The sequence below is a fragment of the Myxococcus sp. AM011 genome (genome assembly GCF_013372595.1).
In the GTDB taxonomy this organism is placed as follows: Bacteria; Myxococcota; Myxococcia; order Myxococcales; family Myxococcaceae; genus Myxococcus; species Myxococcus eversor.
Genome location: NZ_JABXEM010000215.1, coordinates 1 through 20,879 on the forward strand (window position 1 = coordinate 1; position 20,879 = coordinate 20,879).

General features: G+C 68.5%; 19 protein-coding genes. 8 read left to right on the plus strand and 11 right to left on the minus strand.

What is annotated here, in order from left to right:
- Together HUW62_RS34395 and HUW62_RS50145 are read right to left on the minus strand one after the other, a co-directional pair.
- Positions 1-1,720: phage portal protein (locus tag HUW62_RS34395; protein WP_368670541.1), on the minus strand; the 1,720-nt coding region annotated here is incomplete at its 3' end.
- Positions 1,717-1,917: a hypothetical protein gene (locus HUW62_RS50145; RefSeq protein ID WP_368670542.1), complete on the minus strand. Its 201-nt coding sequence runs from the start codon at positions 1,915-1,917 to the stop codon at positions 1,717-1,719. The genes HUW62_RS50145 and HUW62_RS34395, both read right to left, overlap by 4 nt.
- Positions 1,918-2,244: 327 nt before the next feature.
- Here HUW62_RS50145 and HUW62_RS34400 point away from each other — a divergent pair, with 327 nt between their 5' ends.
- Both HUW62_RS34400 and HUW62_RS34405 read left to right on the plus strand, forming a co-directional pair.
- A complete protein-coding gene (locus tag HUW62_RS34400; RefSeq protein WP_255203813.1) occupies positions 2,245-2,502 on the plus strand; it encodes a hypothetical protein in 258 nt (85 codons plus the stop codon).
- A gap of 121 nt (positions 2,503-2,623) precedes the next feature.
- Entirely contained in the window at positions 2,624-3,526 is a 903-nt protein-coding gene (locus HUW62_RS34405; RefSeq protein WP_176436825.1) for a hypothetical protein, read from the plus strand.
- A 568-nt stretch (positions 3,527-4,094) separates the two neighbouring features.
- Here the strand turns inward: HUW62_RS34405 and HUW62_RS34410 are convergent.
- From HUW62_RS34410 to HUW62_RS34415, 3 genes are read right to left on the minus strand one after another with little or no spacing between them, the layout of a single operon-like run.
- Positions 4,095-4,553 carry a terminase gene (locus tag HUW62_RS34410; protein WP_255203814.1) on the minus strand — a complete coding sequence of 153 codons (459 nt, stop codon included), beginning with the start codon at positions 4,551-4,553 and terminating at the stop codon, positions 4,095-4,097.
- Positions 4,495-5,529: a terminase gene (locus tag HUW62_RS49170; protein ID WP_368670543.1), complete on the minus strand. Its 1,035-nt coding sequence runs from the start codon at positions 5,527-5,529 to the stop codon at positions 4,495-4,497. The genes HUW62_RS34410 and HUW62_RS49170 overlap by 59 nt, the downstream gene beginning before the upstream one ends.
- Positions 5,530-5,540: 11 nt before the next feature.
- Positions 5,541-6,338 carry a BRO family protein gene (locus HUW62_RS34415; RefSeq protein WP_176436826.1) on the minus strand — a complete coding sequence of 266 codons (798 nt, stop codon included), beginning with the start codon at positions 6,336-6,338 and terminating at the stop codon, positions 5,541-5,543.
- 143 nt (positions 6,339-6,481) lie between these two features.
- On the opposite strand from HUW62_RS34415, the gene HUW62_RS34420 reads away from it, so the two are divergent.
- Complete coding sequence (locus tag HUW62_RS34420) at positions 6,482-7,096, plus strand: tyrosine-type recombinase/integrase (protein ID WP_176436827.1); 615 nt, start codon at positions 6,482-6,484, stop codon at positions 7,094-7,096.
- 1,039 nt (positions 7,097-8,135) lie between these two features.
- Here HUW62_RS34420 and HUW62_RS34425 read toward each other — a convergent pair.
- The 6 genes from HUW62_RS34425 to HUW62_RS34450 all read right to left on the minus strand — a co-directional run bounded on the left by HUW62_RS34425 (position 8,136) and on the right by HUW62_RS34450 (position 12,833).
- Positions 8,136-9,110, minus strand: a complete 975-nt coding sequence (locus HUW62_RS34425; RefSeq protein ID WP_176436828.1) for an AT hook motif domain protein — start codon at positions 9,108-9,110, stop codon at positions 8,136-8,138.
- Positions 9,111-9,118: 8 nt separating this feature from the next.
- Entirely contained in the window at positions 9,119-9,949 is an 831-nt protein-coding gene (locus HUW62_RS34430; protein ID WP_176436829.1) for a hypothetical protein, read from the minus strand.
- Positions 9,925-10,263, minus strand: a complete 339-nt coding sequence (locus tag HUW62_RS34435; protein ID WP_139919005.1) for a hypothetical protein — start codon at positions 10,261-10,263, stop codon at positions 9,925-9,927. Before HUW62_RS34435 ends, HUW62_RS34430 begins: the two co-directional genes overlap by 25 nt.
- Positions 10,260-10,919, minus strand: coding sequence for a 3'-5' exonuclease (locus HUW62_RS34440; protein ID WP_176436830.1), 660 nt, complete (start codon positions 10,917-10,919; stop codon positions 10,260-10,262). Before HUW62_RS34440 ends, HUW62_RS34435 begins: the two co-directional genes overlap by 4 nt.
- A complete protein-coding gene (locus HUW62_RS34445) occupies positions 10,919-12,094 on the minus strand; it encodes a PD-(D/E)XK nuclease family protein (protein WP_176436831.1) in 1,176 nt (391 codons plus the stop codon). The genes HUW62_RS34440 and HUW62_RS34445 overlap by 1 nt, the downstream gene beginning before the upstream one ends.
- Before the next feature lie 130 nt (positions 12,095-12,224).
- The gene (locus HUW62_RS34450) at positions 12,225-12,833 is read right to left on the minus strand and encodes a hypothetical protein (protein ID WP_176436832.1); all 609 of its coding nucleotides are present in this window, start codon (positions 12,831-12,833) and stop codon (positions 12,225-12,227) included.
- A 1,864-nt stretch (positions 12,834-14,697) separates the two neighbouring features.
- Between HUW62_RS34450 and HUW62_RS34455 the strand changes: the two genes are divergently transcribed.
- From HUW62_RS34455 to HUW62_RS34475, 5 genes are all read left to right on the plus strand, one after another.
- Entirely contained in the window at positions 14,698-15,507 is an 810-nt protein-coding gene (locus HUW62_RS34455; RefSeq protein ID WP_176436833.1) for a sigma-70 family RNA polymerase sigma factor, read from the plus strand.
- Positions 15,508-15,662: 155 nt separating this feature from the next.
- Positions 15,663-16,004 (plus strand): hypothetical protein, encoded by a 342-nt coding sequence (locus HUW62_RS34460; RefSeq protein ID WP_176436834.1) that lies wholly within the window; start codon positions 15,663-15,665, stop codon positions 16,002-16,004.
- 6 nt (positions 16,005-16,010) lie between these two features.
- The gene (locus HUW62_RS34465; protein ID WP_176436835.1) at positions 16,011-16,745 is read left to right on the plus strand and encodes a hypothetical protein; all 735 of its coding nucleotides are present in this window, start codon (positions 16,011-16,013) and stop codon (positions 16,743-16,745) included.
- Positions 16,746-16,832: 87 nt separating this feature from the next.
- The gene (locus tag HUW62_RS34470; RefSeq protein WP_176436836.1) at positions 16,833-18,350 is read left to right on the plus strand and encodes a DEAD/DEAH box helicase; all 1,518 of its coding nucleotides are present in this window, start codon (positions 16,833-16,835) and stop codon (positions 18,348-18,350) included.
- A gap of 26 nt (positions 18,351-18,376) precedes the next feature.
- The coding region (locus HUW62_RS34475) for a hypothetical protein (protein ID WP_176436837.1) at positions 18,377-20,879 on the plus strand (2,503 nt) is incomplete at its 3' end.

Sequence of the window (20,879 nt, forward strand, 5' to 3'; positions counted from 1 at the left end):
GGCGGTCTTCCTCGGCAACAAGCTCCTCTCGGAGCGAGACGAGGAAGCGCGCATCCTTCAGCAGCCCAAGCTGCTGCTCGGCGCGGGCGCCTGAGTCGTCCGCTACATTTTCCCGAGCGACACCTTGGGTTTGGATGCCCGCCAAAGTGAGTGTGAGGGGGCGTCGGACCCAGTCATCCGCAATCTTGCGGAACTCGCGGTGGAAGATGTCGCCGGCCAACTGGCGGCCCTCCTCGGGTGTCAGCACGCCCACGCGAACCAGGCGCTCCACCATCTCCGTCATGCGCTCGGGGTCTCGGGTGGCCGTCGTCTGGCTGCGGAAGCGCCAGAAGCGCACGCCCATGTCCGCGAGCACCTTGCGATTGAGGAGGAAGTCGAACTCGTCGCGCTCAGGTTGGAACACCTGGTCCTCAGCGAAGCGCAACTGCGCCTCCGCCACCGAGCGATTGAAGTCCCGTCCGTCGCCGCGCAGCAGCGGCGGCAGGCGGAAGGAGCTGCCCACCTTGTCGATGTTGCGCTGGTCGTACTGTTGAAAGAGGGCGTCCTGCTGCTGGGCGTCCGTCAGGGGCCGCAGCTCAATCTTCGCGCGGCCTCCGTCGCCGGTGCCGGCGCCGTCCGCCTCGAGGATGAGAATCTTGTGGAAGTTGGCCTTGCCCTTGAGGTTCTCCTCGATGAAGCGCTCGATGCGCGGCACCGTCGCGTCGGAGAGCCGCCCTCCGGAAACAAGGAGGGCCAGGGGCGGGACGGACTTGTTGTTGAAGTAGAGGTAGTTGACCTCCTCCATTTGCCGGGAGCCGAGGACGGACAGCAGGGTTCCGACCCAGCGCGGAATGCCGTAGGGCGAGCGCGGCGAGTGGATGGCGAAGTGGATGAGTTCCGTGGCGGGACCGTCGGAGGCGTCCGCGGCCTTGAGGGCGGTGACATCCGCGAAGGCGCGGCCGGTGAGGCGGGAGATGACGCGCGTATCCCCGAAGGACTTGAAGTACACCCGCTCGCTGCCCTGCACCTGAATGTAGCGGCGCAGGCGCCGACGGGTGCTCACCGTGTCGAAGCTGACGGCGGAGATGCGGACGCGCTCGCGCACCTCGACGGCCTCCTTGTCGAGAGGGAGGAGCCGCACCGTGTACGAGGGCACGTAGACGAAGCGGGCGATGTCGCCCTTGCCGTCGCGCAGCACCTCCCAGTAGGCGTTGCCCGTCACCTCCAAGTCATGGCGGGTGCGGCGACGCAACTCGACGAAGCTGCCGTCGAAGCAACAGAAGTCGAAGAAGGACTCCAGGCGGGCTTTCTCCACCCGGGCCTGCTGACGCACTGCCTCGGCATGGGCGGTGACTTCCTCGTCCGTGGGAAGCGGGGGCGTCCCCGAGGGCAGCGTGCCCGCGTCACGCGCAGCCAGGCGCTCCAGGGCCATGGCGTCGGCCACCTTCTCCCGGGCGCCGTCGGCGTCGAAGTCGATGGCGGGCTCGAAGCGGTACCCGAAGCCGTCGATGTTCGTCGCGTACGCGTCGACGTTCTGCCTCAACGAGTTGGAGTGCTCGACGAGGAGGCAGAGGGCCTCCGGCTCATACGGGGGTTGGAGGGCGCCGGCCTCGCTGAAGGCCAAGGCGTCCTCGCCACCGGGGCGGCTGGCTGGCTCGTCGACGCGGGCGCCCACCACCACCGCCTTCAGGATGGACTGGAGGCGCTCCTCGGCCTGGTGGACTTCCGCAGGCACTGTCACGGACGGTCCTCCGCGTAAGCCAGGAGGCCCGTGGGGGTGTGAGAGACGGCGCGCACGCGCTGGCCGCGTGCCGCCAACTCGGCGTGGACTGCCTCCAGCAGTCCGTCGTGGGTGGAGGCCTCGACGGTGAACTCCGGCCCGGGGTGTGGCGCGCCCGAGGGGGAGGCGAGGACGAAGACTCTGACGACGCTCTGCACACGGGCCTCCCGGACCAAGTGGAGGCAAGGCGCGCGGTGGGAGGGGCGCCCTCGACGTTGAGAGGGCGTTGGGAGCCGCGCGCCTCACCTCCAACGAGGACAAAGGCCTCGGGCCCAATTTCGGGGACATCGGGCGCGCGCTTTTTCGCTCAAGGCCCGCGCATCAATGAGTTGCCTTCGTCGGAGGACAGAGCGCTATTGGCGACACCTGCGGCTGACGCGGGAGCCCGCGCGCGAGCCGAAGCGCATGCGTGAAGGCACCTGCGCTGCCGAGTGTCACAGAGACGATTGGGAGGGCTGCTGATGAATTCAAACCCGGAGTGTTTGATGCGAGAAGAGGACGCGCGCGGCATCGCGCCCGCCGGTGACGTTGCCGCCACGACGGCCGACGTGACGACGTGCCCATGCGGGTGCCCGGAGCGTGAGGACGGGACGCATCATCCGAATGGCTACCTCGTGACGGCCGAGGAGTACCCCGAGCACCCTGCTGCCCAGGCCGGCTACGAGGGATGGGTGTTCTGCATCCACTGTGGCGCGTGGCGCGCGGACGATGACGACGCGCCCGACGCGGACTGGGTGCCCTGACGCGCGCTGCACCCGCGCGAAGAGTGGGCCGCACGAACCCCGCTCCTCATGGCAGGACCGGCTCTGTCTCTTCGTCCATGGCGAACACGTTGGAACCCCTCTTCAACGTGGAGGAGACACCATGGACACCTACCGTGTCGCGAAACTGCCCGCGCGCCTGCGCGGCTTCGCGCTGCCGGACACGAGCACGCAGCCCGAAGGCTACGTCGAAGCGGGCGACTACCTCGTGCTCGAGGAGAAGGCTCGCCACCCCACGCCCGACACCGACTACGTCCGGTTGCTGGTGCCGCAGTTGCGCGGGCTCGACACCTGGGTGTGCACGCGCTGGCGCACCCAGCGCTACGCGACGCTCGTCTCCCATGAGCGCGCGCCTGCCATGGCCCGGCTGTTGTTGGACAACGAGCCACTAGCCGTCTTGGAGGAGCGGCTCACCACGCTCCTGGGGGCGTTCCTCGACTACAGGTACGACGTGAGCCGGGCGTACTACCCGTGGGCGCTGCCGGGCGTTCGTGTCCAACTCGCGCCGCCCCGGCTGAACAACTGCTGCACCTTCGTCGAGGCCCTGCTGGTGAAGGCTTTCTCCGAGGTGCACGGCGCAGCCTTCTCGTGGGACATGCGCCGCCACCGGCAGATGATGATCGCCTCCACCCAGGACTACTTCTCCCCGGTGACGGCAGCCGTCGAGTCCGGCATGGCCCTGCTGGCGCCGTCTGCGGACGTGCCTCCCCACCCCTGGACACTCATCCAGGGGTGGCGCAGCCAGTGGGGCTCGGGGCACACCTTCCTCGCCGTGGACTTCCACGCGGGGACGGACAAGGTGCTGGTGCTGGAGTCCAACGCTGGCTTTGGGCTCGACGGTGTCGGCTACCGTGGCTTCGGCAACCTGCGGGACGTCGGACTCCAGGCGCCTGCGCAGTGGTGGACGCGGAGCGAGGTGTGGACATGGCGCCGCATCTGCTCGACGTACCCCTTCCGGCGCCAAGCGTACCTGAAGGTGAAGGCGCGAACGGTAGCGGGGCGCTGAGCCCTTGGATGTTGGTGCTACCCGCTCCCCTGCCTACGAGACTGCCGAGCGAGGTGCGCAGCGACGTGGACGGATGCCGCGTCGAGGTCCAGGGGGTGGCAGCGACGTGGACGGATGCCGCGTCGAGGTCCAGGGGGTGGCAGCCCAACATGGGCTGCCCACCGTGGACCGTTCCGGTCCGGTCGGACTAGGACTGGGCGCGGAAGGCGGCGTAGGCGAGCAGGAGCTGCAGCAGTTGGAGAATCAGGCCTGCGACGAGGAGGAGCTTGTGGTGCCTCTCGCTGGTATCCAGGTTGTCCTTCTTCATGGTTCGTCCCTCGGGAGCGGACGCCTCCCAGCGCCATGCCGGTCGAGGCTTGCTCCATGGGGCTGTTCGCGGCCCTTTGCGTCCGAGGGCCGCGGAACATCTAAGGCTCGGCGCGGAAGAGGCAGGCACGAGGTTGATGCCTGCGGCGACCATGGCGAGGGAACATGACTAGGGTCCGGATTTGCTGGGCCCGGCGCTAGACCGGCTCAAGAGCCCGGAGCTGCGTCGCGCGACGCTGGACAGCGGGGGAGGCGGACGTGCTCAGCCAAGCACGCGCACGCCGATCTCCCCGCTACCTCGTCGCTCCGGCCCCCGTTCGCGCTGGCAGGCCAGGACCACGGCCCAGAACTTGTCCGCGTGCCCGCGGCTGGTGCGCTCGGCGTCGAAGGACACCTTCCCCGAGGGCAGCACGCGGCGCTTGATGGAGTGAATCTGCCCGACAAGCTCACGCGCTCGCGGCAGGGTGACGTCCCTTCGCTGGAGCAGAATCTTGAAATCGGTCGCCCAGCGCTCCTTGGACTCGTTCGTGAAGTTCTCCGCCACCACCTGGGGGAAGTCCCGAGCGAGGTTCTCCGCGAGGTTCATGCCGATGCCACTCCGGTCGACGGACAGGCGCGCCACGGGCAGGACGGAGAGAAGCCTGCGGAGGTGGGCCTCCTGCTCAGCGAAGGGGACACCCTCGAAGCTCTTCATCATGCGGCACGTGAAGCGGCCCGCCATCTCCTCGAAGACGGCCAGCTCCGAGCGGTCTCGGGTGCGGCCCACGTCGAAGCCCGCGACCAGGCGCCCCTGGGGCACGGGCACGTCGGAGGCGTCCTGGGCCAGCGGCAACTCGTCGGTGGTGCACGGGAGGATGAGCTCGTAGGGGAGGAAGGAGTACGACTCGTCGACGTAAAAGACATTCAAACTCCTGCTGGAAGTCCTCCTGGGGCAAGGAGTCGAACTGCTCGACAAGGACGGGGCGACCGAAACGCGCGACGCGCTCCTCGGTGGACATGAGAGGGGCCTCCACTGCGGCGCGCCGCACGTCGAGGGAGAAGAAGCGGCACAGCCACCAGGGCACCATTTGGCGGGTGTGGTGCGGGTACTTGCGCAGCTCCTGGGTGTCTATCTCCCAGAAGATGCCGCGCCGGCCGAGCGGGGTGCTACCCCCTGTGAGCTGTCCATGCGAGCGCAGGATGAGCGCGGTGCTGCCAGTGTAGACTTCGCGGTCGCTGACCAGGTGCGCCAGCTCGTCCAGGTACACATCGCCGCGCTTCCCGCGCGGAGGCTTGGCGGGAACGGAGATGATGCGCGAGAGGCGTCGGCCTCGGGAGTTCGACTCGAAGGCCAGCTCCGTCTTCGCATCCGTCACGAGCTTCTTTTTGAATGCGAGCGGCAGCTCCTCGTACACCTGTCGGGCGATGAGCACCTTCTCGACGGCGTCACTCAAGTTGTACGAGACGAACACTGACGTGTGGCCGTCGCGCAGGTGGCACCGCGCCAGGGCCTCGAGCGCGAACAAGAAGGAGAAGCCCACCTGGCGGCTCTTCGCCACCCACCTGAATCGGGAGCGGTTGCCGAGGAAAGACTGCTGGTACGGCTCCAGCACCACTGGCTCGTTGTCGTACTGGCACAGCCCGGAAATGAATCCAGACTCGGTGGCGAGCCACTGGGTGAGGTCATCCTCGGTGCGTTTGACGATGCCGAGTGTCACGGTGTCCTCCTTCAGCCGAGGCCGAGGCTCATCGACGAGGAGCGAGCGGCATCCTCGAGGACGCCGAGCACCTCGGGGCGCCAGAGGAGCTGGTAGGCGGCATGGCCGTTGCGGCTGAAGGGGACGGCCTCGGCGTAGTCCCGGCCCGCGTCCGTCAGCTCCCACTCTTCGCGCTCGTTGCGCCGCTGGAGTCCGCATGCCTCCAGGCGGAGGTTCATCTTCCGGGCGGACAGCCCCAGCTTCTGGCCGAGCTGCGTGGCGTTGAGCCGCGCGGGTGGCGCGGCGGCGGCCGGCAGCCCCTTTCGGTGAGGCTCCATCGTCAGGCCCGTGTCTTGATGGATGGCATCGAGCGCGCAGGCCGCTGCCAGCTCCGGCTTGAGCCCGGGAACGAAGGAGGCGAGTGTCCTGGCCACTTCCAGGTGGGCCAGCACCTGGACTTGGAGCGGCGGGGGCAGCGCAGGGAGCGGGTGCGGTGATGGAGTGCCTGGCGCCGTGTAGCTGCCAGTCTTGCGGAGGGTGGGCAACACCTCGTGGGTCACCCAGTGCTTGAAGCGCCGAGCCTCGGGCTTGCGACTCGTGAAGGTGAGCACGTAGAGGCCGGGCTCATTGACGACCGTCATCTCCTGCGGGCCTCCAGGGGTCTGCACAGCACGCAGACCCTTTTCGTCGCCTCCGAGGCGACGTGTCTGCTCGGTGTTGATGGTGAGCGCCGCGCAGACGTCGGCGGCGATGAACCATGGCTCACCTTGCTCGTCCATGACGACGCGGACGTGGTGCGACTCGAAGGTGAACGCGACAAGCTGATTCACAGGGATTCCTTCTTGCTGAGGGTGGGGGAGGCCAGGACCGCTTGTGGCCCCGGCGGTGGATTCAATGGGTCGTGCGGCTAATGACTTGTCTTGTCGGGGCGACAGAGCGTGCATGGCCGCGTCCTCATCACGACGGAGTCGCCATGTCTGCCTATGCTGCTGTCGCCCGCGCACCCCGCACCCTCACGGAGAAGGAGGTGGCGCTGCTCTTGCGCACCACGGGGTTGCACCGGGATGGGTTCCGGGACCACTGCCTCTACAGCCTCGCGCTGGCCTCGGGATTGCGCGAGCACGAGTTGGTCGCCCTCAACGTTGGGGACATCTTCGACGCGCGGAGCCGCGCACGTCGGCACGTGCCGCTGCGCGTCTTCAAGGGTTGTCGTCGGCACCCTGGCCCCCAGGAAGTCGTCCTCTCGGACACGGTGCGCGCGAAGCTGGAGAAGCTGCTGCGACTCAAGCGCGCGCTGGGGCACGACGTGGGTCCCCAAGCGCCGCTCTTCCTGAGCCGCAAGGGCCTGCGCCTGTCCACGCGGCAGGTGCGCCACGGCTTCGCGGTGTGGCAGCAGCGCGCGGGCCTGGAGCGGCACCTCAACTTCCATGCCGTGCGCCACACCGCGTGCACCGGGGTGTACCGGCGAACGAAGGACATCCGCCTCACCCAGCGCTTCGCGCGCCAGCGCAGCATCGACTCCACGGTCATCTACACGCACCCCTCGGACGACGAGCTGGTGCGAGTGACGCAGGACTTGCCCTGCTGAGGGGGAATGCCGCCTCCGCGCTGAGCGCCCGCGAGAGCCCCTGGTTGGGCCGGGGTGCCGCGCGGAGGCGGTGAGGGGCGGACGTGCGCAACGCTCGCGCCGGCCACCCCAGCCGCAGCCGGTGAAAGTGAACAGCGCGAGGCGTTCACTTACCGGGCTGAAATGATCAGTCGCGGGGTGTTCACTTTTTCGAACCTGAGTCTCTCGAAAAGGGCCCCAGGTACACGCCCGGGCGGCGCATCCCGCACGAAAAAACGCACCACCCCCCACCCTGGCGTCAGGGGTAGGCGGGGTAGGCGTGCTGGCGTCATCGGTAGGCATGGTTGCGCCCGGCCTGGGCAGGCGGTGAAGGTGATTCCGGAGGAGCTGGGCCGCGCGACGGGCGGCAGGTGGCGGCAACCTGCGGAAAGCGGCCATTGGCCTCGGCGCTTCAGCCCGCAAGGAGGTCTCGTAAGCGCGCGAAACAGCGTGGGGGCAGTGACGCCGAATGGCCGCCTTTACGCATTTTCGGCCATTCGGCTCGGCCCTGGTAACGGCACGCGCGCCCAGGTGCGCGCGGGGCGGAGGGCCGGTGCTTCGAGGGCAGCTCGGGGGCTCGTGGGGCTCACGAGGAAGACAAAGGCCTGCGACGCGAAGCGCGCGGGGACACGCGGGCACGAACGGGGCGCCACGCGGCGGAGGCGTTGGCGCGCGGGGCTGACCGGGGGCTCGCGCCAGGTGGGCCACGTGGCGGCCAGCGGGGCGCAGCGAAGCAGGGCGTCCCGGGCCGGGGAAGTGAACGGCGCGCTGGCGTCCGGCCCGCTGGACGGAGTGTGCTTCCGGGCGCGAGTTCAGGCTCAAACTCCTACCGCGGCGCTCATGGACCTGGTGGCTGTCCGCGCTAACCTCGCGAATCTACGAAGGCCGTGGCGCCAGGCGTGTGCTTCTGCGCGCCAGGTGGAGCTCCCGGGGGAAAGTGACCAGGCCAGGCCTAGCGCGGCGAAAGTGAACGGCGAAACTGAACGCGAAAGTGCCCGCGTTCACTTCCCGGTGGGCACTTTCAGTCGGGGTCAGCGGGGGCCGCGACGTGCGTCGGTGGATCCACGAGGGCGTCGTCCTTGGGGCTTTCCGAGGAGGCCGTGTCGAGGTCCTCGTCGTCACTCGCCGTCACCTCCGCGTCCACCTCGCCGCGCACGGCGGGCGTCGTCTCGCGCGCAGCTCGCAGGGCCTGGGCGTGTCGGGCCTGGAGGCCCTCCAGCGAGAAGCTGGCGTGCAGCTCCTGGCGGGAGTCGGCGCCGCCTTGGACGAACTCCTTCAAGCGCACCATGGTGTTGAAGTCGGTGGGGTTGTCGACGCGCACGCGGCCCTCAGACAGGGCCTCCTCGAAGCCGAGGAGGTAGCCGTCAATCATCTTCAGGGCGTCGTCCTTGGAGACGGCGATGGCGGTGGCGCGCAGCTCGATGAGCTTCGCATCCGCCTTGGTGGCGATGCGCGTCTTGGCCTCCTCGCGGCGGCGCAGGCAGTTGTGCTCCTTCGCGTAGTTGGCGACGAGCGAGGTGGCGACACCGAAGCGCTCCGCCAGCTCGCGGTACGAGGCGTAGGACGTCATGGTGGAGCCGTCGGGAAGCGTCTTCACGTCGCCGAAGACGAGGGCGCGGTCCAGCTCCTGTCGCGGTAGCGCGGGCTCCTCGGACTTGCGGGGGCGGCCCGTCTTGCGCTTCGGAGGAGGAGGCGCTTCGTCCGGCGTGGGCGTCTCGTCCAGCGCGGGCGTCTCGTCCGGCGGCTCGCCCGCGAGGAGGCGCTTGCGGCGGCCGAGGCAGTCGTGGTGCTGGGCGTACTTGGCGACGGCGCTGTGGGCGACGCCGAAGCGCTCGGCCAACTCGCGGAGAGAGGGGAAGCGCCGCTTCACACGGCCCCGCGTGGTGGGCACCTCTTCGCCTTCCACGAGGAGCCGGTCCACCTCGTCGTGAGGCAGCCGGGGGCCTTCGGCCTTGGTGGGGCGCCCCAGCTTCTTGAGGGGCTTCTTCTGGGCCATACCTTCCCTCAGCAGCCGTTGGAGGGCTGGGCCACCGCATCGACGACCTGGGTGCGCAGCCGTTGCATCAGCCTCGTGCGCTGGCGCTTCAACCGCTGGTACGTCCTCTCGGCCTCGGCGGCGTCGCCTTCGACGAGGCGGCTGACGTAGGTGCGCAGCTTCTCTCGCCGGACGACGGTGGCCATGAGGACCTCGACGTCGCTGTGAGGCAGGGTGCCCCGGGCCAAGTGCACCAGCACGGCGTCGCGCTTCACGAAACTGCGGCGGACGCTGGGCCTCCTGGGGCTCTCCACCGGCGTGGCATGACGGGTGTCCGGCAGCCACTCGGCGAGCTGCGCCTGCGTGTACGTCTCGTGCTGTTCCGCGCGCTCCTTACGGAGGTGCCGGAACACCTCGCGCGCCGTCTGCTGGCGCAGGCGGACGGCCGTCCAGTCACCCCAGCGGGAGAGAGGGAAGGCGCGCGCGACGGAGAGGAAGGTGGCGAGAACGAGCTGGTCCAGGTCCTCCCGGGGCACCGCGCTGCCGAGGAGGCGGCGGCGCAGGCGCCGCAACATGGGGGCGTAGGCGGCGGCGAGGCCCGCCGTCCACGCGGGGCTGGAGGAGGCCTGCATTTCGGCCACCAGGGCCCGGGTGAGGGCTTCCCGCTCCGGGTACGTCTCCTCGCGCGCGTCAGCCAAGGCGGCCAGCACGGATTCGAGCGTGGCATGGCGCGCGAAGGCGGGCCGCCGCGTGCGCGCAGCCGCGAAGACGGCGTGGTGCCGAGGGGAGAGCGCCTCCACACGCAGCAGGCCCAGGAGGTGGCCGAAGAAGTCACTCACCGAGGACGGGCCTCCCACCACTCGCGCACCAGCTCGAGGAAGTCGTCCAACTGCATGGTGACGAGGGGCGTCTGCCCGTCGTCCTTGCACACGGCCAGCGGCCACCGGCCCGGCGGGCACGTCTCCACCGCCTGTCGCATGGCCTCGCGGACGTTGGTGCGCTGGTGGGCCTTGGCCTCGACCCAGAAGCACGGCACCTCGACGTCGGACATCTCCTGCCCGGTGCGGTACTGGAGGCCTCGGCGGATGAGGGCTTCCGGCATGGCCTCGCGGAAGCGATGGACGAGGGCGCGTTCCCAATCTGCGCCCTTGCGACGAGAGGAAGCGCCACTCACGAGACACCTCCCGACTCCTCCAGCAGCCGCTCCATGTGCCCGCCTCGGGCCATGCGCACGGCGAGGCAGCGGGCCACCTCCAGGGTGCAGCGCACGTCCGCCATGGCGCGGTGAGGCGACGGCCGGTGGAGGCCGAAGCGCTTGGCCAGGGCGTTGAGGGAGAGGGACTCCACCTCGCCGGTGGCCAGGAGGGGCCACGCGAGGCTGGCGGTGTCGAGGCGGTGGTAGTCGACGGAGGGCAGCGTCAGCGCGGTGCGGCGGTAGCCCTCGACGAGGAAGCCCCAGTCGAAGCTGGTGTTGTGGCCGGCCACGAGGGTGCCCGCCAAGAGCGGCGTCACGGTGGCCAAGACTTCCTGCAGGGACAGGGCGTCCCGCCACTCCTCGTCGGAGTAGCCGCACACGGCCAGGGCTTCGGGGTGCGCGTCGGCCAGCCGGGTGGGCTTCACGCGGGCCTCGTACTCCGCCAGCACCTTGAGGCTGCGCGCGTCGACGCGGAGGATGGCCACCTCCAGCACCTCGTGCCGGGAGGCGTCCAAGCCCGTCGTCTCCAGGTCGATGAAGCAGAGCGTCCGCAGGTGCGGCGGGAGGCTGGGGAAGAGCAGCGAAGGGAGGGGCGAAACAGGGGTGGTGTCGGAATCAGGGTGAGCGGGCAGCACTATGCGACCTCCTTGGCCCAGAACCTGGGCGAGTGGTGTTTGGCGGCGAGGGAGTCCAGCTCGGCCTTCAGCAGCGCGACGCGGGCGGTGCCCAGGCGCTTGCCCGCGTCCTTCAGCACCGCGTCGAGGGCCTTCTTCTCGACGCTGGCGAGGCGCTGCAGCAGTTCCTCACGGGGGAGGCCGGTGGCGCGGGCCAGCACCGCGACGGTGGGCTCCAGCGGGTAGTCGAGGCTCGTGGTGTTGAACATGCGGTAGCGCGTGCCGGCGAGGACGAGTTCGTCCTGCTCGGCGAGGTGCGCGCGGAGGACGCCCTCCAGCTCCGCCTTGCGCGCGCCGAGAATCTTCGCGAGGTGGGCGACTTCCTGGCGCTCGCGGGCGACGGACTCCAAGTCGGACGTGTCCTCGCAGACAACGTCACGCTGTCCCTCCAGCGCCTGGGCGTAGGCGGGGCAGTTTCGCCGGTGGTCGCAGTACACGCAGTTGGGGTTGAGGCGGGCGGCGAAGGACTCCGCCGTCTCCATCTGCTGGCCCAGCGTCTCAACGTAGGCGAGGGCCGCGTCCAACTGCTCCTCGGTGCGCGTCGTCTCCTGCCGCACGCCGTGACGCAGCATCCACATGGAGAGGCGCACCTTCTTCGCCCAGGGCCACATGCGGCGCGCGGCGAGGGCGTAGAGGCTGAGCTGGAGGCTGGAGTCCAGCTCCTCGCGGGTGAAGAGCTGGTGGTTGGACTTGTAGTCGATGACGGCGATGGTCTCCTCGTCCACCCAGTCGACGCGGTCGATGAAGCCCAGGACGGTGAAGGGGCCCACCGGCAGGCGGAACTCCTTCTCCACGGCGAGGATGTCGCGGGAGTCCACGCGGCCCTGCTGTCGGACGAAGTCCTGGAGGATACCGAGGCCCTGCTGGAAGAGGTCCAGGCCGGAGAGCCCCGAGGCGGCCCACTCTTCACGGTAGAGCTGGAGGGCGCGTGCCTCGGAGAGCGGGCCCGCGCACTCGGTGTCGATGGCTTCCTGGAGGAGCCGTTCGAGGACGGCGTGCAACGCCTTCCCGAAGCTCAACGGCACACCGGGCTCTGCGGTGTGTTTGTCGAGGTAGTGGAGCCGGTACGACAACGGGCAGGCCTCGAAGCGGCTCAGCCGGCTGTATGACAAATGCTCGTTTCGCAGTGCGCTCATGACGTGGGCCTCCGGGCCGGTGCAGTGGCGTGTCGCGAGTCAGTCATCACGCTCTTTTCGAGAGACACATCAAGTCGAAGGGGACAGGCAGCGCGGCCACCTGCGTGTGTTTCACTGGCTCGGGCCACGCTCATGGCGACACCTCATCCGCGGAGGCTTGCCGTTTCTCGAAGGACATGACGCGCGAGCCCGGGAAGGCAGACAGGACGCGCACCAGGGTGGCGGCATGCTCCGGGGTGAGCTCCTTCCGGGCCTGGCCGGTGTAGGCCGGGACGAGCCACACCTCTCCGTAGGTCTCGGAGCGGAAGCACACCTCGGCGTTGAGGGACTTGAAGCTGGCGATGTCCTCGTCGGTGAGGCCGCGCAGGACCTCCGCATCCAGCTCCTTCACACCGGGAGACGGAACTGGAGGCGCGGGCTTGGAGGCGGGGGCTGGGGCGTTCTTCTTCGAGCCAGCCTCGGTCAGCGGATGGCCGAAGAGATCCACAGGGGTCGGGGTGGGCTTTCCGGTGGACTGGGCCGGCGCGGGGACATGCGGCGCGACCACGTCACGACGGGTGGCGGCCCGCCCATTCACCTTCAGCCACTCGGTGCAGGTGCCCACGCTGGGCAGGGTGCAGCCACCGCCAGGCCGGTAGTGCAGGCAGTGCTTGCCCTCGCCGCGGACATAGGCTTCGCACGTCACGCCAGGCGGACGCTGTTGGGCGGGAGTGGGCTGGAGGTGGTGTGTAAGGGCCATGCGCGGATGTCGGCGGCGCGTGTTTGCCGATACCTCCTAAAAGCACCCCCTCCCTTCGATTCCGGACAGGAAATCATTTCGCCCGATTTTATTTTTGATTTCCGGGGCGAATGACATGCGGCCATAAGGCAGAGCAAAGGCCTCCGGCGCGATTTCGGGGACATGCCGTCACCGGGTGGCAGAAAGGTGGCAGCCGGTGGCAGGCGCTTTTTGAAAGACTGCCACGAAATTCCCCAGTGAAATCAGCGGAGTGGCAGTGGTGGCAATGGTGGCAGTGTTTTTTGGGGTAATGCACCCTAGGGAGAGTGAGACTTCGGTTTCCCTATTGAATAGTGCCATTCAAATATGCGCGCGCCCGCTACGTAGGGGTACCTGAAAAAAGACTGCCACCACTGCCACCAAGAGATAAGTTATTGAAATAAAAGAAGAAAAAGGTGGCAGATGGTACTGCCACCCTCCTGCCACCACTGCCACCCTTGAGACGCAGGCCCGAGGGGGGTGGCAGCCGGTGGCAGGCGCTTTTTGAAAGACTGCCACGAAATTCCCCAGTGAAATCAACGGAGTGGCAGTGGTGGCAATGGTGGCAGTGTTTTTTTGGGTAATGCTACCTAGGGGAGGTGAGACTTCGGTTTCCCTATTGAATAGTGCCATTCAAATATGTGCGCGCCCGCTACGTAGGGGTACCTGAAAAAAGACTGCCACCACTGCCACCAAGAGATAAGTTATTGAATTGAAAGAAGAAAAAGGTGGCAGATGGTACTGCCACCCACCTGCCACCTCTGCCACCCTTGAGACATTGAGTGAAAGGTGCTGCGGCGGGGTGTGAAGACGCACGCAAAGCGGTCACGTGTCGTGGGTGGACGCGGCAGGGCCAAGGCCTGTGGATGGCCGCAGGATGGCCGGAAACGGCCTCCACGCGCATGAAGGGGGGCGGGAGCTGCCGGAGTTGGCGCTGACGCCTTCCGCGCCACCCGTGCCCTGTCAGAGGCTGTCGCTCCTCAGCGTGAGGGGCGCAGGTCCCGCCAGCAGCCAGCGCTCCCGTGAAGCAATAGCGGTGATACAGAGGGAGAAGATGTTTCACTCGGCGCGTGTCCGAGTGCGTGGACGGTCCAAATCCTCCCGCGCGGACGGGGCCCGAGTGGCGACGTGCGGGCATGAAACTCGCAGATGCGCGCCGCCGTGTCCCCGATGTCACATTAGCCGGCTTGGATGTTCTCGCTGAAAAAGTTGAGTGTGGCGAGAGTGCCGTTGAATGCGTGGCTGTCTAGGTATTGGGATTTCGGAGGGGCTTGAGACATGTAAAACAAGTATCGCCATGAATCGCGGAGGGGTGCTGGCGGTATGGGGGGCCTGGGTGCGCGTTTTTCTTCGCGCCGTCACGCCTCCGTCACGCCCAGGTTGCATCGTGCCGTGCGTATCGCTTGAGACATGTTTCAGCCCGGTGTCGTCCTTGGGTGTGCGGGGGCCGCGTGAATTCCGAACTCAGCAGGGTGTGCAGAACTGTTGCGAGTGGCGCGCTCCCGCTGGTGGCGCCGACGGGCCGGCGCGCCGTTCAGCATGGGCGTGGCCTGCGCCGTGGGAGCCGCGTCGAGACCTCGTTGGGCACGCCGCTCTCCTGTTGCCGTAGCGAGGCCCCTAGGGGGCTCGGGTGCGTGTAGCGCCCTTCTCTTCCTTTACCTGACGCGCCGCAGCCACGAGGTTCCCCGTGGAAGGCAGGGACACCTCGGAGGCACTGGCGCCATTCCCTCAACGGGGCTCGGCCTTGTCTCCCCACTCACCCGGCACCTCCCGCGCGCCGAGCGCAGGGCCGGGACGGCATGCACCTGTGAGTCGTAGCTGGGATGCTCTCCACCAAGAGCTTGGCGTGGCCCTCCGGACGGCCGAGGCTCAGCGCGCCTATCGCCTGGTGCGACGCAACTGGGAGGCGCTCGCCGACTTCGAGCAGCCGGAGGCCCTTGTTTCATTTCTCACCGGGCGTGAAGGTGAGTCTCACGTCAAGGATGGCTTGCTCGCGGGGCTCGTCGTCCTGGTTCAGACGGGGGCCGCTGCCAGCTTCTTCGTAGCGTTGTTGTGGCTGGGCCTGTGGCCCGGGTTGGACAGCGTGTATCGCCGGTGTCTCAGGCGAATGGAGCACCCACCCGCGGAGGTGGTGTCCTCGGTGGCCGCGTCCTTCATGGGCCTCGTGGCACGCGTCAACTTGTCAGGCGTCCAACGCGTGGCGGGGACACTCGTGCGCGGGACGGAGCGCGACGTCCTCAAGGCGTGGCACAAGGAGCTGGTGGAGCAACGCCGTCGCGCGCGCCTTGAGTCGCTGGCAGACGTGGATGGCTGGGAGCCCTCGGTGCCGTGGCTCACTCCCTTCGTCTCGCGAGCCCGCTCCTTCAACGCCGAGGTGGAGGAGCTGCGCGCGTGGCTCCTCCCGCTGACGGGGGAGGACACTGACCTGGTGGTGTCCCTCGTCCTTCGCGAAGAGGACGCTGTCGAGGTGGCAGCGAGCCTTGGGGTGTCGCCCGAAACGGCGCGCAAGCGCGTCCGGCGGGCCCTGACTCGGCTGCGGAAAATGAAGAATAAAATCCCCGAAAAAGATTTCTTGTCCCGAAACGGCGGGTGGGGGTGCTTTTTAGAGTTTGTGGATTCTGAAACAACCGAGAGGGCACCGGGAGGGAGCGGCTGACGGGATGCGCGAATCGTATGTCCCCTTCGCGCGCCGCCTGACTTTGGGGGAGTAACGGGGCCACCCGCGCCCCAATCCAATCCTGCTTCGACACACCCTGTCCGCCCCCAGCGGACGGCAACGCCCCTGTATTGCCTGCAATCAGGAAGGACTGAATGAAGACAGCCGCGCGAAACAACTTCGAGCACGATGAAACATACGTGCGCTTCTCCGCTCGCATCGACGGGCACCGCCTCCGGGTGGTGAGCCGGGGCGACGCAGGGCCGGAAGCGGCGGGGCGCGCCGCGTGCCTCTGCTGCGAGTGCGCCGACGCACAGGCCAACGACTACGTCCGCATGCCGGGCCTCTTCCGCCGCTGGGAACTCGAGCACGTCGTCGACAGCACGGCGGACTTCAACATCGAACCGGCGGGCTGCACTGCGGACGGCACCGAGTTGTTCTCGGTGTACCGGCGCGAGCGCTACGCCTCCACCACGCACTGCCAGAAGGAGGAGTGAAGGACCATGGCCAACATGTGGGAGCAGACGGCAGCAATGGCGAAGCAGCACGAGCAGCAGGGCGGCGCCTGGCTGAAGCTGGCGAATGACGGGGACACCACCGTCGTCGTCTTCCTCGGGGAGCCGCACCCGCGCGAGGTGGTCTTCCTCGACAACAAGTTCGTCCCCTTCGACGAGAAGCTGAAGGCCCAGGGCCACAAGCCCTCGCTGCGTGTGGCCCTCAACGCGGCCGTCTACGGCACGAGGGAGGTGAAGGTGCTGGAGCAGGCCGTCACCTTCTTCAACACGCTGATGGAGCTGCGCGCGAAGTACGGGATGGAGAAGTGGGCCTTCGAGGTGAAGCGCAGAGGGGCGGCCAAGGACCCGAAGACGACGTACTCCATCCTCCCGGACCGGCAGCTCACTCCGGAAGAGACGGCGGCCTTTCAGGAGCTGCGCCTGCATGACTTGCCGAAGTTGTACGCGGCCGAGGAGCTGGCTGCGGCGAGCGGCACGTCGCCCACGGGCGCTCCCAGTACGAAGGCGGGCGAGCCTGTCGACGTGAAGCTCGCGCAGGCCATGGCGATGGCTCTGAAGGGGCTGCCGCGCGAGGCCGTGGACCGCTTCCTCCAGAAGTTCGGCGTGCAGCGCATTCGTGACTTGCCGGCGTCGAAGGGAGAGCTGGCGCGCGCCTTCGTCGATGCCCTCGTCACGGAATACTCCGCGGAGAGTCCCGCGGACGTGGACCCCTTCGGGCCGTGAGCCCGCCCCGCTGAAGTCGGTTGCCGTAGCCATGCGCGAAGGGGGCCCGTTGCGTGCCCCCGACGCGCCTCACTGAGGACGACAAGAATGGTGGAAGACTTCTCCGAAATGCGCGGGGACGGGGGACGTGTTGTCTCTCGCGCCCAGGACTCCAGCGTGGGCGCCGCGCCGTCAGCGCCTGCGCGCAACGCGGGCACGGCCACCGGCATGAGGACGCTGCGCGTGCGCGTGGATGCCGGACTGCGGCTCGCGGCGGGCGACGTGCCGCCGAAGATGGGGGAGGCCCTCTGCCGGGCACTCTCCCTTCCAAACCCCGCGTATTTGAAGCTGGTGCGGCTGCGCAAGCGCCCGGGAGCGGAGCCCGAGACGCTGTACTTCTTCCGCCAGCAGGAGCGGGAGCTGGTGCTTCCGCGCGGGGCCATTCACCTGCTGCGCCGGGCCGCGGACGAGGCCGGCCTGACGCTCTCCTTCGAGGACGCGCGGGTGCTGCCGCCCAAGCGCCTGGCGAAGCTGCCGGTGGTGCCTCTGCGCGACTATCAGGCCGAGGCCGTGGAGCGCCTGGCGAAGGCCACCCAGGGGCTGGCGGTGCTGCCATGCGGGGCAGGGAAGAGCGTCCTCGCAGTCGGCGCAATCTCTCGGCTCCGCACGCCGACACTCATCCTCGTCCACACCCTGGACTTGGCGGAGCAGTGGCGAGAGCACGTCCGCGAGCGCCTGGGCATGGAGGCGGGCCTCGTGGGCGCGGGCGAGGAAGAGGTGCGGCCCATCACCGTGGCCGTCGTCCAGTCCCTGGCCCGGTGGGAGGAGGCGAAGCTCGACGCCTTCCTCCATGGCTTCGGCCTTCTCGTCCTCGACGAGGCCCACCATATCGCCGCCAGCGCCTTCCACCGTCTCGTGGACCGCTGCCCGGCACGCTACCGGCTGGGACTGACGGCGACGCCCGAGCGGGAGGACGGGTTGACGCCGCTCTTGCGCCTGTACCTGGGCGCGCCCCTGGCCGTGGTGAAGCACGAGGACCTCGTCGCGCGCGGAGTGTTGGTGGTGCCGGAGGTGCGCGCCGTGGAGACGGCCTTCGACTACCCCTACTTCCGCGCTGCGGACTACGCGCCCATGCTGGAGGCGCTGGCGGAGGACAAGGCGCGCAATGACCTCGTCCTCGGCGCCGTGGCCCGCGAAGCGTGGGCAGGCCACCTGTGCCTTGTTCTCACCGGCCGGGTGGACCACTGCGAGCTGCTGGCGCATCGGCTCTCGGCCGCCGGCCTGTCGGCCTCCGCGTTGACGAGCGAGGTGCCGCGCGAAGCGCGCAGGGCCCTCCTGGACCAGGCCCGCGCCGGGCGCGTCCGTGTGCTGGTGGCCACCAGCCTGGCGGATGAGGGGCTCGACTTGCCGCGCCTCTCGCGCGTCTTCCTGGCGTACCCCGGCCGCGCGCGTGGACGCACCGTCCAGCGCCTCGGACGCCTCATGCGTCCCCACCCGGAGAAGAAGAGCGCCGTCCTCATCGACTTCGTCGACGGGAAGGTGCCGCTCTTGCGGCGCCACCACGCTGAGCGCCGCCAGCAGTACGCCACGGTGCTGGGAGTGGCCGCCGCGGCCAACGCACGTTGAACCGATGCAGGGAGTGAGCACCTTCGATGACGACACCTTCTGACACCACTCCAAGCACTCCCAACCCCGACGCCATTCGCGCTACCTGGCAGTGGCTCGCGCACGCACAGCACGGAGTCAGCGAAGTCCGCGTCATCCGCCCGGGCGGCGGAGGCCTTCTCGGCCTGGGCTTCTTCGACGACGAGGAGGCCTTCGTCGCGGCCTGCGTGGCGGCCAATGCCGGTGGCAACGTGTACGTGGGCATCCAGCCTCGACCCCGGCGCCTGCTCGGGCTGGCCCCCAACGCCCTCCGCCCGTTGAGGACCGGGGCGGGCAGCAAAGACATCGAGGTGGTGACGGCCACGGTGGTGGACCTGGACCCTGTGCGCCCCAAGGACACGGCCAGCACCGAGGACGAGCTCTCGCTGACGCTCCAGGTGGCGGAGGCCGCCGCGGCTTGGTGTGAAGCGCAGGGCCTCGTCCGTCCGCGGCTGATGATGAGCGGCAACGGGGCGCAGCTCTGGTTCGCCCTGCCGCCGCAGTCCCTGGAGGGCGAGAGCCACGAGCGCGTGCAGGCGGGCCTGAAGGCCTTCGAGGCCGAGTTCCGTGCCCGCTTCGCCTCCGAGCGCGTGCGCGTGGACTCCATCCACGACGTGGCCCGCATCATCAAGGTGGTGGGCACCGTCGCCCGGAAGGGGACGGGGTCGGCGGAGCGGCCTCACCGAGCAGCTCGGGCGCTCGCCAGCTTCGAGCGCGTCGAGGATCCGCAGCTCCTGGAGCGCCTGCTGAAAGCGCCGAAGCCGCCGCTGGAGCCGAACCAGGCGCATCCAGCCCAGGTGGCGATGCCGCTGGCGCCCTCCGCCTTGGTACCGCAGGGGACAGTGAAGGCCCGCCGGACGGAGACGGGGGAGTACGACTGGGCGCACCCGGTGGAGATGTGCGGCCCGGTGCAGCGCCTGTGGGAGCAGGGGGCGGAGGACCGGAGCGTCGCCATCTTCAACATGGTGCGCTTCTTCACGCACAAGGGGCTGGGGCTCGACGAAATCACCGAGCTTGTCCTCGAGTACGACAGGCGCGGCCTGGGGAAGCTGAAGGGCCGGGACGGCGTCGGCTACATCCGCAAGGCCTACGAGAAGGTGATGGCCACCGCCCGCGAGGACGGGGCCGTGGCGCCGCCCTGCCACTCCCTCCAGGGCATGGGCTTCTGCCGCGTCAACCGCGAGCCGGATGTGCGCTGCGAGCTGTACGACGTCGTCTTCGACGTGGAGAAGGCCGTGGAGGCGTTGGCCTCCGTGCCGGCCCAGGACGTGGAGTACCGCCTCAAGCCCATCCTGGAGGCGATTGCTCACCGTCCGCCGTCCGCGCAGGAGAAGTACCTGGCGCTGCTGGAGGTGCGCACGGGCCTGGCCGCGCAGAAGCTTCGGCTGTCCATGGCCCGCGCCGTGCGTACCCAGGCTGCAGGAGAGGCCGCGGACACCAAGGGCGGAGGGAAGAGCAGCAGCGGCGACGACACCATCGACGGCGAGGTGTTCGAGGACGCGTACTGCTACTACACGGTGACGCAGCGCGGAGAAGCGAAGGCGATTTCCTCCTTCACCTTCACCGCGAGGGCCGTCGTCGAAACCGAGGAGGGGGAGGTGTTCCTCGGAGACATTCGCACGGACAAGGGCACCAGCATGGAAGGGGCACGGCTGCCGAGGCGGGCCTTCAACTCGCGCAAGGAGCTGCTGCACCACCTGCCCTCCGTCCACACGCAGTGGACGGGCAGCGACAACAACGTGCAGGGACTGCTGCGCGCGGTGGCGCGGCGTGCGGTGCCGCGGCTGCCGGGCACCAGCGTCCTGGGGGACTTCAAACAGGGGGCGCACCACGTGTGGGTGGCACCCGGATGCACCATTGGGAAGGAGGGCTTTGTCTCCCCGTCGCCCGTGGCGTACCTGCCCAATGGGGCGTCACTCGAGTCGCGTGTCCGCTACGAGGCCACGGACGACGACAGCTTCCACGACGTGGCGCGCACGGTTTTCGAGTACCTGCCGCGCATCAACACGCCGCAGGTGGTGCTGCCCATGCTGGGGTGGTTCTTCGCCACGCCGCTGAAGCCGCGCCTCTTGGAGAAGGTGGGCTCCTTCCCCATTCTCTTCTCGTACGGGACGCAAGGCAGCGGGAAGTCCAGCACCTGCACGGAAGTCTTCTGGCCGCTGGCCGGGGTGCCGGCCTCGGACGCCTACAGCGTGACGGAGACGGAGTTTGCGTTGGTGAAGCTGCTGTCCTCGACGCGCTCCGTGCCGGTGGTGTTGGACGAGTACAAGCCCCATGACATGCCGCCGCCGCGCCTCCACCTGGTGCACCGCTACATGCGGCGGCTCTACCGCGGAGAGACGGAGGAGCGGGGTCGGCCGGACTTGACGGTGTCCACCTACCGCCTGCAGGCGCCGCTGTGTGTCTGCGGAGAGACGCGGCCCACGGAAGCGGCACTCGTGGAGCGCATTCTCCCCGTCAGCCCGGAGAAGGCGACGGTGCAGCAGCCGGCCTACCGGGCGGCCTTCCGCG

What these genes read in the sequence shown, in the direction of transcription:
- HUW62_RS34425 (WP_176436828.1), bottom strand. Translation starts at nt 9,110, where the DNA reads ATGGCCCAGAAGAAGCCCCTCAAGAAGCTGGGGCGCCCCACCAAGGCC.
- HUW62_RS34465 (WP_176436835.1), top strand. Translation starts at nt 16,011, where the DNA reads ATGGCCAACATGTGGGAGCAGACGGCAGCAATGGCGAAGCAGCACGAG.
- HUW62_RS34460 (WP_176436834.1), top strand. Translation starts at nt 15,663, where the DNA reads ATGAAGACAGCCGCGCGAAACAACTTCGAGCACGATGAAACATACGTG.
- HUW62_RS34445 (WP_176436831.1), bottom strand. Translation starts at nt 12,094, where the DNA reads ATGAGCGCACTGCGAAACGAGCATTTGTCATACAGCCGGCTGAGCCGC.
- HUW62_RS34470 (WP_176436836.1), top strand. Translation starts at nt 16,833, where the DNA reads ATGGTGGAAGACTTCTCCGAAATGCGCGGGGACGGGGGACGTGTTGTC.
- HUW62_RS34400 (WP_255203813.1), top strand. Translation starts at nt 2,245, where the DNA reads ATGCGAGAAGAGGACGCGCGCGGCATCGCGCCCGCCGGTGACGTTGCC.
- HUW62_RS34420 (WP_176436827.1), top strand. Translation starts at nt 6,482, where the DNA reads ATGTCTGCCTATGCTGCTGTCGCCCGCGCACCCCGCACCCTCACGGAG.
- HUW62_RS34410 (WP_255203814.1), bottom strand. Translation starts at nt 4,553, where the DNA reads ATGGCGGGCCGCTTCACGTGCCGCATGATGAAGAGCTTCGAGGGTGTC.
- HUW62_RS34405 (WP_176436825.1), top strand. Translation starts at nt 2,624, where the DNA reads ATGGACACCTACCGTGTCGCGAAACTGCCCGCGCGCCTGCGCGGCTTC.
- HUW62_RS34450 (WP_176436832.1), bottom strand. Translation starts at nt 12,833, where the DNA reads ATGGCCCTTACACACCACCTCCAGCCCACTCCCGCCCAACAGCGTCCG.